This is a genomic window from Bradyrhizobium paxllaeri (assembly GCF_001693515.2).
GTDB classification, from domain to species: domain Bacteria; phylum Pseudomonadota; class Alphaproteobacteria; order Rhizobiales; family Xanthobacteraceae; genus Bradyrhizobium; species Bradyrhizobium paxllaeri.
The window spans coordinates 3,923,184-3,936,494 of sequence record NZ_CP042968.1; the positions used below are offsets into that span (position 1 = coordinate 3,923,184).

13 protein-coding genes are annotated in these 13,311 nt (G+C 63.0%); 6 read left to right on the forward strand and 7 right to left on the reverse strand.

Annotated features, from left to right (window positions below; genetic code table 11):
- The first annotated feature begins 28 nt into the window (after positions 1-28).
- From LMTR21_RS18695 to LMTR21_RS18705, 3 genes are all read left to right on the forward strand, one after another.
- Positions 29-1,135: a TRAP transporter substrate-binding protein gene (locus LMTR21_RS18695; RefSeq protein WP_065755028.1), complete on the forward strand. Its 1,107-nt coding sequence runs from the start codon at positions 29-31 to the stop codon at positions 1,133-1,135.
- A gap of 111 nt (positions 1,136-1,246) precedes the next feature.
- The gene (locus LMTR21_RS18700; protein WP_065755027.1) at positions 1,247-1,810 is read left to right on the forward strand and encodes a TRAP transporter small permease subunit; all 564 of its coding nucleotides are present in this window, start codon (positions 1,247-1,249) and stop codon (positions 1,808-1,810) included.
- Positions 1,807-3,231, forward strand: coding sequence for a TRAP transporter large permease (locus LMTR21_RS18705; protein ID WP_065755026.1), 1,425 nt, complete (start codon positions 1,807-1,809; stop codon positions 3,229-3,231). Before LMTR21_RS18700 ends, LMTR21_RS18705 begins: the two co-directional genes overlap by 4 nt.
- 107 nt (positions 3,232-3,338) lie before the next feature.
- Here the strand turns inward: LMTR21_RS18705 and LMTR21_RS18710 are convergent, their stop codons facing one another.
- Positions 3,339-3,536, reverse strand: a complete 198-nt coding sequence (locus LMTR21_RS18710) for a hypothetical protein (RefSeq protein WP_187399440.1) — start codon at positions 3,534-3,536, stop codon at positions 3,339-3,341.
- Between the two features lie 213 nt (positions 3,537-3,749).
- Between LMTR21_RS18710 and LMTR21_RS18715 the strand changes: the two genes are divergently transcribed.
- Together LMTR21_RS18715 and LMTR21_RS18720 are read left to right on the forward strand one after the other, a co-directional pair.
- Positions 3,750-4,208 (forward strand): YidB family protein, encoded by a 459-nt coding sequence (locus LMTR21_RS18715; RefSeq protein WP_065755024.1) that lies wholly within the window; start codon positions 3,750-3,752, stop codon positions 4,206-4,208.
- 26 nt (positions 4,209-4,234) lie between these two features.
- Positions 4,235-4,495: a GlsB/YeaQ/YmgE family stress response membrane protein gene (locus LMTR21_RS18720; RefSeq protein ID WP_065755023.1), complete on the forward strand. Its 261-nt coding sequence runs from the start codon at positions 4,235-4,237 to the stop codon at positions 4,493-4,495.
- A gap of 39 nt (positions 4,496-4,534) precedes the next feature.
- On the opposite strand, the gene ppx is transcribed toward LMTR21_RS18720, so the two are convergent.
- The 6 genes from ppx to LMTR21_RS18750 form a co-directional block, all read right to left on the reverse strand.
- A complete protein-coding gene (ppx, locus tag LMTR21_RS18725; protein ID WP_148635980.1) occupies positions 4,535-6,037 on the reverse strand; it encodes an exopolyphosphatase in 1,503 nt (500 codons plus the stop codon).
- Positions 6,038-6,049: 12 nt separating this feature from the next.
- Positions 6,050-8,248: an RNA degradosome polyphosphate kinase gene (locus LMTR21_RS18730; RefSeq protein WP_065755295.1), complete on the reverse strand. Its 2,199-nt coding sequence runs from the start codon at positions 8,246-8,248 to the stop codon at positions 6,050-6,052.
- A gap of 146 nt (positions 8,249-8,394) precedes the next feature.
- The gene (locus tag LMTR21_RS18735) at positions 8,395-9,072 is read right to left on the reverse strand and encodes a P-loop NTPase family protein (protein ID WP_065755021.1); all 678 of its coding nucleotides are present in this window, start codon (positions 9,070-9,072) and stop codon (positions 8,395-8,397) included.
- 120 nt (positions 9,073-9,192) lie between these two features.
- Entirely contained in the window at positions 9,193-10,089 is an 897-nt protein-coding gene (locus LMTR21_RS18740; protein WP_246175663.1) for an asparaginase domain-containing protein, read from the reverse strand.
- 13 nt (positions 10,090-10,102) lie between these two features.
- Positions 10,103-11,221, reverse strand: coding sequence for an o-succinylbenzoate synthase (gene menC, locus LMTR21_RS18745; RefSeq protein WP_065755020.1), 1,119 nt, complete (start codon positions 11,219-11,221; stop codon positions 10,103-10,105).
- A 40-nt stretch (positions 11,222-11,261) separates the two neighbouring features.
- Positions 11,262-12,134 carry a MurR/RpiR family transcriptional regulator gene (locus tag LMTR21_RS18750; protein ID WP_187399373.1) on the reverse strand — a complete coding sequence of 291 codons (873 nt, stop codon included), beginning with the start codon at positions 12,132-12,134 and terminating at the stop codon, positions 11,262-11,264.
- 352 nt (positions 12,135-12,486) lie between these two features.
- Here LMTR21_RS18750 and LMTR21_RS18755 point away from each other — a divergent pair, with 352 nt between their 5' ends.
- Complete coding sequence (locus tag LMTR21_RS18755) at positions 12,487-13,284, forward strand: transporter substrate-binding domain-containing protein (RefSeq protein ID WP_065755019.1); 798 nt, start codon at positions 12,487-12,489, stop codon at positions 13,282-13,284.
- The last annotated feature ends 27 nt before the right edge of the window (positions 13,285-13,311 follow it).

The following is a 13,311-nucleotide window of genomic DNA, read 5'->3' on the forward strand; positions in this document are numbered from 1 at the left end:
TCACGTCGTCCAAGGGAGGAGATGGCTCATGAAACGCTTGTTTCTGGGATTAGTCGCCGTTGCCCTGATCGCATCGGCGTTTGTCGGATCCACCACGACCGTCATGGCGCAAACGAAGGTGCTGAAGATGCAGGCCACATGGCCCGCATCGCTTACGCTCTATGACAACTTCACCTATTTCGCCGAGCGGGTGAACAAGCTATCGGCAGGTACGCTGAAGATCGAGGCGATGCCCGCCGGCCAGGTCGTACCGGCCTTCGAGGTGCTGGACGCGACCCATAAGAAGGTGCTCGACGGAGCGCATGCGTGGGCCGGGTACTGGACCGGCAAGAACAAGACCGCGATCCTGTTCACCGGCGGCCCCGGCGGCACGTTCGGCATGGACTACATGGACGTGATGGGCTGGTTCTATCACGGCGGTGGCCTCGATCTGTACAACGAGTTCTACCAGAAGGAGCTCAAGCTCAACGTCGTCGTGTTCCCCATCCTGCCTGCAGGGCCGCAGGCGTTCGGCTGGTTCAAGAAGCCGATTCAGACGGTTGAGGACATGAAGGGCATGAAATGCCGCCAGACCGGCATGGCCGGCGAGGTGTGGCAGGCGCTCGGCTTCACGGTGGTCAACATGCCGGGCGGCGAGATCATTCCCTCCGCGCAGCGCGGCGTGATCGATTGTGCGGAATGGGTCGGCGGCATCGAGGACCTGCAGCTCGGCTTCCACAACGTCTGGAAATACCACTATTCGCCCGGCCTGCATGAAAACGTGACGGTCGGCGAAATCGTGATCAACGGCGACGTATGGAAGGAGCTCAGCGCTCAGCAGCAGGAGATCATCAAGTCGGCGGCCAACGAGACATTCCTCGTCTGGTGGACCAAGTGGCAGCGCCAGAACGCCGACGCGCTGAAAGAGATGCAGCAGAAGCACGGCGTACAGATCCTGCGCACGCCGACCGAGATCCTGCTGACCTTCATCAAGAAGTGGGACGAGATCGCGGCGGCCGAGTCCGCCAGGAACCCGTTCTTCAAGAAGGTGCACGACTCGCAGAAGGCCTATGCCAGCGCCGTGGTGCCGTACAAGCGGTCCTATTTCCCGCCGTACTCCTTCATGGCGAACTACTACTTCCCCGTCGAGAAATAGGGATTCGTCCGAGGGCGGTCGATTTGACCGCCCTCGGTTGATGCGGCTCATGCGGCCGGCGTCCGTCGTGCCGCAAATGCGCCGCCCGAACGGTCGGCGGAAGGGAGAGGGATGGCCGAGATGACAGGCAGGCAGCCGCCGGCGCTCCTGGCCATAATCAGGATCATCGACGGCTTTACAGACCGAACCGGCACGATCATCTCGTGGCTGTCGGTGCCGCTTGTTCTGGCCGTCGCCTACGAGGTTACAGCACGCTACCTGTTCAATGCGCCGACCATCTGGGCCTACGACGCAACCTACATGCTCTACGGCTCGCTGTTCATGCTCGGCGCCGCCTACGCGCTGCACAAGGGCGCTCATATCCGCACCGACTTCTTCTGGGAGAAGTTCTCCATCCGCAGGAAGGGTTGGATCGATACGATCTCCTATGTCGTCTTCTTCTTCCCGAGCCTGATCATGCTGTTGCTGATCAGCTGGAACGAATTTCATTACGCCTGGGAGATCAACGAAACTTCGGACCAGACACCGTGGCGGCCGGTGCTGTGGCCGTTCAAGTTCGTCGTGCCGCTCGCCTGCCTCCTGCTGCTGGTCCAGGGCGTGTCCGAACTGATCAAGAGCATCTACATGCTGCGCACCGGTGTCGAGCTCGAGCACAAGGAGAAGGTCGAGATATGACCGCAGAAGCGCTCATCGGCCTCATCATGCTTGTGGTCTTGCTTGGCGCGATCTTCATCGGCGTGCCGATCTCGTTCACATTGCTGTTTCTCGCCTTTTCGTTCGGCTACTGGGGCATGGGCGCGACGGTCTTCGAACTTGGCTACTTCCAGACCATCGGCATGATGAAGGAGGAATTGCTGGCCGCCGTGCCGCTGTTCATCTTCATGGGCTTCATCACCGAGCAGGCGGGACTGATGGAGCGCCTATTTACGGCGTTCCGCATGCTGCTTGCGCCGGTGCGCGGCGCACTCTTTCTCGTCGTCATCCTGACCTCGACCGTGTTCGCGATGGCGACAGGCATTGTCGGCGCAGCCGTCACCGTGCTTGGCATCATGGCCTCGCCGATCATGAACAAGGCGGGATACGACCCCAAGCTTTCAGCAGGCACCATCACGGCGGGCGGCACGCTCGGCATTCTCATTCCCCCGTCGGTCATGCTGATCGTGATGGGGCCGGTGCTCGGGGTGTCGGTCGCCGATCTCTATGCCGCAGCCTTCGGGCCGGGCTTCCTGCTGGCTGGCGTTTACATCGTCTATCTGATGGGCCGCGCCTTCCTGAACCCCAAACTCGGGCCGCCGGTGCCAAAGGACGAGCGGATCTACTCAGCCGGGCACATTGCGCGCGAGGTGATCATCGGCACGCTGCCCCTGCTCGGGCTCATCACGGCAACCCTCGGCTCGATCATTGGGGGCCTTGCGACGCCGACGGAGGCCGCCGGCATCGGCAGCGTCGGCGCGCTGATCCTGGCCGTCGCATATGGCAGGTTCTCGCTCAGCGGACTGCAGCGCGCGCTGATCTCGACGATGGCGACGTCGAGCATGGTCCTGCTGCTGGCGGTCACGTCGAACATTTTCGGTGCGGTGTTCGCCCGCCTTGGCTCGGCGAACTGGATCACCGAGACGATGCTCGGCCTGCAGTTGCCTCCAAGCCTCATGCTGATTGTCGTGCTGTTGCTCATTTTTCTGCTCGGTTGGCCGTTTGAGTGGCCGGCCATCATCCTGGTGTTCCTGCCGATCTTCTACCCCGTCGTGAAGGGCATGGGCATCGATCTCATATGGTTCGGAGCACTGGTTGCGGTCGTACTGCAGACCGCATTCCTGTCGCCGCCGGTCGCCATGTCGGCCTACTATCTCAAGCAGGTGGTCAAGGGCTGGAGTCTCACGACGATTTACGCCGGCATGTTCCAGTTCATGATCCTGCAGGTGATCTGCGTCGGGCTGATGATCGCCTTCCCCGGCATTGCGACCTGGTTCCCGCACACGCTGCACGAGGCGTCGCGCAGTCAGGTGATACCGGAGGAGCACAGGAAAATCCTGGAGCAGCAGAAGCTGGCACCGTCCCTGGAAGACGAAGATTGGCTGACACCAAAAAAGAAGTAGCCCGGCGTTGTGCGTACCGGGTGACGTCCGCGCGGCTCCAAAAGCCAGTTTCTCTGGTGCTATTGTCCCAACGGACACCGGCCGAGTCTAAGGAGACCCTCGCGGTATCACGACCAATCGATCGGATCGTAATGCAGTCGACGGCGATCCATCTCCTCGCGCAGCCGTTCTGCGTATTCTTTTACACCGGGACCGGCAAAGCGATACTTGCCGCCTGCTCGCAGATCCAGTTCGACCTGCTGCCGGACATTTTCATAGAACGCCAAAATTCGTTCGTCCTTCATTTGCGAAAAATTCATCGCCAAGCCCACCCCCTGGTCAAGTCGAAGCAGAACGATGGAGGAGGTTCCACCGCAGCGACGTTGACCTAGATCAAACTTCGCGTCGCGGTCTCAGCGTTCGCTGCCGGCATAGCCGCTGAGCCCATGGGCAGTTTTGGCCGAACTTTCCGGCGTCCTCGGAGTTTGACCGGTCTGATCGGCCTAAGACCTGAAACACAGATATTAAGGAGGCCAAAAATGAGCCGCGGGATGCCATCGATGACTGCACTCCTTGGGATGCTTGCCCTTGCGGGATATCAAAATCGCGACAAGCTCGCGGAAATATTCAACAGCGCGGTGGGATCGCTTTCCAAACCCGAAGGCGGCAAACAGCCGCCGGGGCAGAGTGATGTGCTGAGTAACATGCTGGGCGGCGCGGGAGTCGGCGGCTTGCTTGGTGGTGGCCTCGGCGAATTGTTCGAACAATTCAAGAAGAACGGTCAAGGCGAGGCAGCGGAATCGTGGATCGGCACCGGCCCCAACAAGGAGATTTCGCCGCCCCAGCTCAAGCAAGCCATCGGTCAGGATGTCCTGGCGGTGTTGGCGCAGCAGACGGGGCTTTCGCAGGAAGAAATTCTCGCCCGACTTTCGCGGGAGCTGCCATCGGCGGTCGACAAATACACGCCGGACGGTCGTCTACCTCCGCGCGACGCCTGATTCATCGTGCGCAAGGAATTGGTGAGATGAGCATCATCTGGACCATCATCATCGGGTTTTTGGCGGGCGTCGTTGCAAAGTTCATCATGCCTGGAAGCAATGAACCGTCAGGGTTCATTATGACGACCATTCTGGGCATCGTGGGCGCGTTCGTCGCCTCCTATCTCGGGCAAGCTCTCGGTTGGTACAAGGCGGGCGAGGGGGCCGGTTTCGTCGGTGCCGTGGTCGGCGCGATCATCGTGCTGCTGATCTATGGGTTCTTCGCCGGCAAGCAGCGCGCAGTTTGAGTTTTTTTGCCGGTCCTTAGCTGGATTCCGCGCCAACGTTCATTTGCGCACGATCGAACCAGCGCGCCCGACCAGGCGCGCCAGTTGCTTGAAGCGGCTGCCGACGCGGTCGGCGACGAGGTCGACCATGCGATGCTCGAACACCAACATCAGCTTGCGGCCCTGGGTTCGAAAATGCGTCGCAGGCAACACGCCGGTGCGCGCCGCGGAGATCAGGTGCGCAACGCGGAAGGCGGCACCGAGAAGGCGCGCGCGTTCGTCCATCGCCGGTGGCACCAGCTCGCGGATGCGCTCCGGCGGCTCATTCTCCTCGCTGAGGCCCGCGTAGCGATAAAACACCGACAGCGCGACGAAGGCGCGGCCCTGATGGCTGATCGAGCCGAAATTGCCGTTGGTGATCAGGCTCAGCGTTTCCTCGCCGCGATGGTCCGGATGCACCCGCCAGCCGATGTCGGAAAGCAGGCAGGCGGCATGGCGCAGCCTTCGATCTTCCTCGGTCTCGCGCAGTCTCACCACGCGCACCAGCCGATCGGTCCAGGCGACTAGCTCCTCGGCATGGCGTGCGGACCGCGACAGCAGCCCGTTGAGCGTTTGCGCGGCGCAGATAAAGCCGTCCTTGGCGCGCTCCTGTGTCGGCAGCATTTCGTAGAGCAGGCCTTCACGGACGCCGAAGGTCGAGAACACGATCTCCTTCGGCCGGCCGACGCGGATGATGTATTCGAGCACCAGCGCCGCATAGGTCAGCAGCGGGCGCCGGGCGTCCGCGACTACTTCGATATCGGCGAGCATGTTGGCGGCCGCGAGCCGGCGCAGGCGCCGGGCGAAATCGAGCGCGTCGGCGGCCGGTATCGAATAGCCGTGCATCACGCGCAACGGATAGCCGCTCTGCACGATGTGGATGCGCGCCAGCGCGCGCCAGGTGCCGCCGACGGCATAGAAGGTGCGGCCGCGGGCGGCCTTGAGCTGGGCGACGCCGGACAGGTTGTCGCGCACGATGCGCTCAGCGCGCTTCAAGGATTTGTGCGAGAGATCCTGCAGCGCGAGGCTGCCCAGCGGCAGGGTGACGCCGCCTTGAACCCGGCTCTTCTGCACGTCGATCAGTTCAAGCGAGCCGCCGCCGAGATCGCCGACGATGCCGTTGGGATTGTGGATGCCGGAGACGACGCCGAGCGCGGACAATTTGGCTTCGCGCGGTCCCGACAGGATTTGAATCGGAGTGCCGCAGATGCGCTCGGCCTTGGCGATGAAGTCAGGACCGTTCTTGGCGTCGCGGCAGGCGGCAGTCGCGATGGCGAAGACGCGTCCCACCTGCTGGATGCGGCACAGCGCCCGGAATCGCCGCAGCGCCGTCAGCGCCTTGGTTACGGCGTCCTCCGCCATCAAACCGGTGCTCTGCACCTCGCGGCCGAGCCCGCACAGCGCCTTCTCGTTGAAGATGGTGACGAGGCTGCGCGCCATCGTCTCATAGACGACGAGACGAACCGAGTTCGAACCGATGTCGATGACGGCGACGCTGGAAGCGCGCTTTCGCGGCCGCTTCACAGTCGCGGCCCCTTATGACGATGGTTGGCGCTCGTTACGGCGCGTGAGCCGGCGTGGCGAAGATTCCTTGAGAGACTTTCCACGACCAGACAGGCTCGGATTCGTCATGAAGTAATTGTGCAAATTGAACGGCTCTTCGCCTTTCGCGGCCTTCATACGCGTTGAGGACCCGTCCGGCAACAATTGCCAGCTCTGCTCGGTATCCTTCAGGTTCGCGACCATGATCTGTTCGAGAACCTGCTGATGTACCGTAGGATTTTGCAACGGACAGAGCACTTCGACGCGGCGGTCGAGGTTCCGCGGCATCATGTCGGCGGACGAGATATACACAGCCGCCTTTGGGCCGGGCAGGCCCTGACCCATACCAAAGCAGTAGATTCGGCCGTGTTCCAGAAAGCGGCCGATCACCGATTTGACGCGGATATTGTCCGATAACCCGGGCAGTCCCGGCCGCAGGCAGCAGATGCCGCGCACCACCAGTTCGATCGACACGCCGGCCTGCGATGCCTCGTACAATGCGTCGATGATGTCGGGGTCGACGAGCGAGTTCATCTTCATCCAGACCGCGCCCGGCTTGCCATGCCTGGCGTGATTGGTCTCGCCCTTGATGTGCTCGATGATGCGCTTGCGCAGCGTCAGCGGCGACACCGCCATCCGTTCGATGTCGCTCGGCTCGGCATAGCCGGTGATGTAGTTGAATACCCGCGCCGCATCGCGGCCGATGATCGGGTCCGAGGTGAAGTAGGAGAGGTCGGTGTAGATGCGCGCGGTAACCGGATGATAATTGCCGGTGCCGGTGTGCACATAGGTCGTGAGGTTACCGCCCTCGCGCCGCACCACCATCGATAGCTTGGCGTGCGTCTTCAATTCGAGGAAGCCGTACACGACCTGCACGCCGGCGCGTTCGAGGTCGCGCGCCCAGCGGATGTTGGCCTCCTCGTCGAACCGCGCCTTCAATTCGATCAGCGCCGTCACCGATTTACCGGCCTCGGCGGCCTCGGCAAGCGCGCGCACGATCGGTGAATTGTTCGAGGTGCGATAGAGCGTCTGTTTGATGGCGACGACGTCAGGGTCGCGCGCCGCCTGTTGCAGGAACTGCACGACGACGTCGAAGGATTCGTAAGGATGATGGACGATCAAATCCTTCTGCCGGATCGCGGCGAAGATGTCGCCGCCATGGTCGCGCACCCGCTCGGGATGGCGCGGCACATAGGGCGTGAATTCGAGGTCGGGCCGGTCGAGCCGCGTGAGCTGCGAGAGTTCGTTCATCGCCAGCACGCCGTCGACCAGAAACACCTCATCATCCGCCGCCGCAAGCGCCTGCCGCACAAAGGCGCACAGCGCTTCCGGCATCTTGGCTTCCATCTCCAGCCGGATCACCGAACCCCGACGTCGCCGCTTCAGCGCGGTCTCGAACAGGCGCACAAGGTCTTCGGCCTCTTCTTCGATTTCGAGTTCGGAGTCTCTGATGATGCGGAAGGCGCCCTGGCCCTTGACGGTGTAGCCGGGAAACAGGCGGCCGATGAACAGGCCGGTGGCCTGCTCCAGCGGGATCAGGTGCACGGTGCCATCGCCGCTCGAAGGCATGCGGATGAAGCGGTCGATCTTGCCGGGCATGCGGATCAACGCGTTCATCGCCTTGCCGTCGGCAATCCGCGACAATTGCAGCGCGATGGTGAAGCCCAGACTCGGGATGAACGGGAAGGGGTGCGCAGGATCGATCGCCAGCGGCGTCAGCAGCGGGAAGATGTTGCGGAGGAAGTGGTCCTCGAGCCAGCCGCGCTCCGCCTTGGTGAAGTCGTGGCCGTCGACCAGCTTGATGCCGGCATCCGACAACGTGGCGCGAAGATCGCGCCAGATCGCCTGCTGGTCGGAAGCGAGTTCCGAAACCGTCTTGTTGATAAGGGCGAGCTGCTCGGACGGCGTGAGCCCATCCGGACTGCGTTCGGCGATGCCTTCGCGGACCTGTGCCTTGATACCGGCGACGCGGACCATGAAGAACTCATCAAGGTTATTGGCGGAAATCGACAGGAACCGCACCCGCTCCAGCACGGGATGGCCCGGATTGACCGATTCCTCGAGCACCCGGCGATTGAAATGCAGCCAGGAAAGCTCGCGGTTGATGAACCGCTCAGGACTGGTGGCAATCGCGGGAGGCGCCTCGGAAATTTGTTCTTTTTCTTTGATTTCAATAACTTGTGCCGATTCCATGAGGCTTTGATCCATCTCGGGCGGGGTGCCGGCATTGATAGGCGAATGCCGCCTAAAGCATGTGATATTCCGATGACGTTTCAATGACATTGATGTTCCACGGCATGCCGCCGTCAAGGCGACAGGTCGCTGCATGCATGGGCGGGTCAGGCGTTGCGCAGCACTTCCACAGCCAGAGCCCGGGTCACCGGACGGCCGAGCCGCAGCGCCTCGGTGTCCAGGAGTTCGACGGCCCGGCGGGCGGCGGCATAGGAGCGCTCGATCCGGGTGGCGAGATAGCTCACGACCGTCTCGTCGATGCTCAATTGGCGGTCCGCGCAGAATTTGATGATCAGGCCGCGAAACAACAGGTCGTCCGGCGGCAACAGCGACACGGCGGGTGCGGCGCGCAGCCGCGACCGGAGATCGCGCAATTCGATCTCGAACGAAGCCGGCGGAACGCGCGCCGTGATCAGGATGAAAGCCCCGTCCTCGCGCGCCAGGTTCAGGAGGTGAAACATCGCGCGCTCATCGAAGTCGGACGGCTTCAGATCTTCGAGCACCAATGCCCCGGTCGTGAGCGCGCCGGGGACGGCAGCGGGGTCAAGCGCGTGCGCCGAGATCGATCGCGCGCCGGCCTGTTCGGCCCAGATCGCGGCAAGATGGCTCTTGCCGGAGCCCTCCGGTCCCATCAGCACCATCACGCGGTTCGGCCAGTCCGGCCAGCTTTCGATCAGCGATAACGCGGCTTCATTGGCCGGCCCTTCCAGGAAATTGTCGCGGGTCAGGCTCTCCGCATGCGGCAGCAAGAAAGCAAGCTGACGAGGTTGAACGCGAACTGCCACGCAAATCTCCAGGCCGGGATATTGCAGCCTTCATAGCGTTTTCGAGCGAAATGGCTACCGGCTCGCGTGAAGAAAACGCATCAACAAGAGATGATCCTGACGCTTTCGGCCGGCCGCTATTTATCCAGGCTGTCGCCGATCATCTCCAGCATCGGCGCAGCCTGGCATTTCGATCCATAACCGGGCGAGAGCGGCTTCCGGCGTCTCGCTTCCGCCATTCTCGACTCCCGCGCGCCAGAGCGCCGCGCCCGCTGAATAGGTACCGGGCGAGAGGCCACCTGCCTCGCATTGGCTAACGGCGCGGATGCGGCAGCCGCGCCGCACCGCGCTCGCCAGTACCGTTTCCAACGCAGGGTCGCTCATGGCCGTTCCTGTCCCGTAGATCCTGAGAACCGCCCCGTCGAGTTCGTCGAGCATGGCGGCGAGCGCCGGCACGGGCATCCCGGGTGAAAGCGTCAGGATCGCAAGCCGCGCCGCGCCGAAGCGGCGCGGGCGATAAGGACCGGGCTGCGGCGGCTGCGGCATCGAGCGGAACGAGTTAGGTCGCTGCGAGTGATGCTTCACCAGCCCCGCCGCGGGCAGAAGCCTGCCGGCGAAGGCGAGCCAGACCCCGGCTTCGCCGCGATGCGCGGCTTCGAGCGCCTGCCGAAGGTTGCCCTCGGCATCGCCGCCTGTGTTGAGTGGCTTCATCGCGCCGCAAAGGACCACTGGGGTCGCGATCCCCGCCAGCGCCCGGGCGAGGGCCGCCCCTGTGTAGGCCATCGTGTCGGTGCCATGGGTGACAACGACGCCCGCGCCGTCGAATGCGGCGACAAGGTCGATGATGCGGTTCCAGTGTTCGGGGCCGATCTCGGCGCCGTCCACCAGCGGGTCGAAGGCCCGCACCGTCACATGCGCGCCTGCCGGCGCCAATACAGCCACGGCCCGCTCGACCACGCCCGCCGCCGGCGCCAGCCCATCCGGCCCGGGGACCATGCCGATGGTGCCCCCGGTATGCACGACAAGAATTTCCGTCACTTCATCCGACCCATCAGGTCGTCCTCGTAGTAACCGCAGCGTATTCGCGCGTGGCACTCCTCAAGCGTCCTGGATTGGGCCGGAAGCCATGGCCAGGTTGTTGCGATGCCGTGATGCGCGACGGCCCGCTCAGGACAATCTCCGGCTCGGAAAGATCCGCTTCGTAGAGCCGTTCGGTCGGGAAGACGTCGCAGGGGTACTTGACGTTAGGCAGCGTCGACAGCGCGAGCGCCGGCCCCTGTCCGACAGCGGATTCGAGCATGCCGCCGATCCAGCACGGGACATCACGGGCTGCGCAATGATCATGAATGGCGATCGCGTTGGTCAGGCCGCCGACGCGGCCCGGCTTGATGTTGATCCAGCCGCAAGCGCCGATGTCAATCGCCTTTCGGGCCCGGTCGACCGACGTGATGCTCTCGTCCAGGCAAATCGGCGTCTTCAGTTCCGACTGCAGACGCGCATGGTCGATGAGGTCGTCGTAGGCGAGGGGCTGCTCGATCATTGCGAGGCCGAACCGATCGAGTTCGCGAAACATGGCGATATCGTCCAGGGTGAACCCGCTGTTGCAATCGACATGCAAAACCGCATCGGGGAAGGCTTCGCGGACGCGAGCGACCATCTCCAGCCCCCATCCGCGGCGGAATTTCAGCTTGGTCCGCTGAAAGCCGTCCTGCTGAGCCTTGCCGACAGCGGCGACGAGTTCGTCGATGCTGTCCATCACCGATATGTCGGCGCCGACAATCGCATCCGGCCCGCTGCCGCCGATCATTTTCCAGAGCGGCTTGCCGGCGACCTTCGCGGCGAGGTCCCACCAGGCTGTGTCGAGTCCGGCCTTGGCGAACTGGTTGCCCTTCAGCGGGGCCAGTTCCCTTTGCAGATCTTCGGCAGTGTCGATGCGCTTGCCCAGCAGCGCCGGCGCCATGGCGTCGCGCAGCAGCGCGAAAGCGCCGGAGGCCCATTCCGGCGAAAACTGCGGCAGGCGGTAAGGGGCCGTCTCGCCCCAGCCGTCTTCGCCTTCCGCCCTCAGCCGGACCAGAACCGTGTCGATCGCCGTCTCCTCGCCAAAGGCTGTTCGCCACGGCTCCTTGAGCGGCATCGCCACGTGAAAGAGTTCGATTTCGTCGATCAGCATTGCACTTCCTTTGAATACCGGAACTGACGCCGCAGCAGTGTCAATTGCTGGGGTCGATCTCTCCCATCAGGCCCATGAGATCCTCGATGCGGTTGAGCTGCTCGCGCCCGCGCTCCCCGGCTGCCGAAACGATCTCGGTACAGAGGTAGTTGGCAAGGCTCATCACCCCGACATAGGAATCGAACAGCGACATGCCGCGCACCTGGCAGGGGAAGGTCCATGTAGCCAGCTTCGGGGTGGTGACGGCAACGCGATCGGTGATGTAGGCGATCGGCACGCCCAGGTCGCGGACGATCTGCATCGCCCTCCCGAGCGTGGGCGTTCGGCGCCGCAGTCCGACGGCGATCATCAGGTCCTCCGGCGTCATGCTGCCCAGATCTTCCATCAGGACTTGCCCCGCCGCGGGCACGAGCGTCACGTCGGAGCGGACCTGTATCAACTGCCGGCGAATATAGGCTGCGAAGAAATAGCTGTTGCGAAAGCCCAACACCCAGACCCGACGGGCCGTCAGGCAGCGGCGAACGACCTCGCGGAGATCGTCCGGGTTCACGGCCTCAAGGGTCTGGCGCAGATTGGCGACGTCGCGCTCGAGATGCTGTTGCAGACGGGCGCGGTCGACCGTGGACCCCAGCAGCCCGGTATTGAGGTAGATGGGCTCTCCGGCCTCCTGCGCCTCGCGCACTTCGCGCTGCATCTCGCGATAGTCCTGGTAGCCGAGACGCTGGACGAAGCGGGTAACGGCCGCCTTCGACACGCCGCCGCGCTCCGACAACTCGGTCGCCGAGTAGACCAGCAGGTCGCCGGGGAATTCCAGGATCAGATCGGCGAGGGCCCGCTCGCTGCCCGGAAGATCATCGTACAGGCCGTGGATACGCTTTTCGAGCATGCGCGGTTTGCGGTTCTCGTCCGTCATGTGTGCCTCATTCGTGGGCAAAACTAAAACATAAGTATCGGTATGTTGACAATCTGAAATTTTTGTATCGTAATCGGCGGGAACAAAAGAACGCCGGGAAAACCGGTCGGACCAGAGGAGAACGGGGATGAATGGGACTGTGGCCGCGAGGCCCACGGGGGCCGGCGCGTTACGCCGTGCCTGGCCATCATATCGTCCGGACCAGGGCCAGCGACATTGGCCCGCCGGCTTTTCGGGATGTCGGGACGACATCCCCGCGCGCCGCCGAACAATGGTCGTTCGAATCCGGGAGGCGCCCTGGCGCAGCTTTTGCCTGTCCTTAGCGAAACACCATTTTGGAAAGGAATGACCAATGCACAAGAGGCAACTCATTACGGCGCTTGTCGCCGTCGGCAGCGCCGCGCTCGCCTCGGCCTTTCCGGTCTCCTCGGCCATCGCCGACGCGCTCGCGGACATCACGTCGAGCAAGACGATCCGGATTGCGGTCCCACAGGACTTTCCGCCGTTCGGCAGTGTCGGCCCCGACATGAAGCCCCGGGGCTATGACATCGACGTGGCGACGCTCGTCGCGGAGAAACTGGGTGTGAAGCTTTCGATGGTGCCCGTGACCAGCGCCAACCGCGTAGCCTATCTGCAGACCAACAAGGTCGATCTGGTCATATCGAGCCTGGGCAAGAACCCCGAGCGCGCTGCGGTGATCGACTTCTCCATTGCCTACGCTCCCTATTTCAGCGGCGTCTTCGCGCCGAAAGACGTGGCGATCGCAACGGTTGCCGACCTGTCAGGAAAGGTCGTCGGCGTGACCCGCGGATCAATCGAGGATCTGGAGCTGAGCAAGCTCGTGCCCAAGGGCGTAACGATCAAGCGGTATGAGGACAACAACGGCAACATCTCGGCCTTCCTGTCGGGGCAGGTCGTCGCGGTGGTCACCGGCAACGTCGTCGCGGCCGCGATCCTCGACAAGAAGCCGCCGCGCAAGCCCGAACTGAAGTTCCTGATCAAGGACTCGCCCTGCTATGTCGGCATGAACAAGAACGAACCGGCGCTAATGGCCAAGATCAACGAGATCATCGCTGCTGCCAAGAAGGACGGCGCCCTGAACGCCATCTCCGAGAAGTGGCTGCATCAGCCGCTGGACAAGAACCTCTGACCGCAGATGACCGGGCCGGGCTGCAAC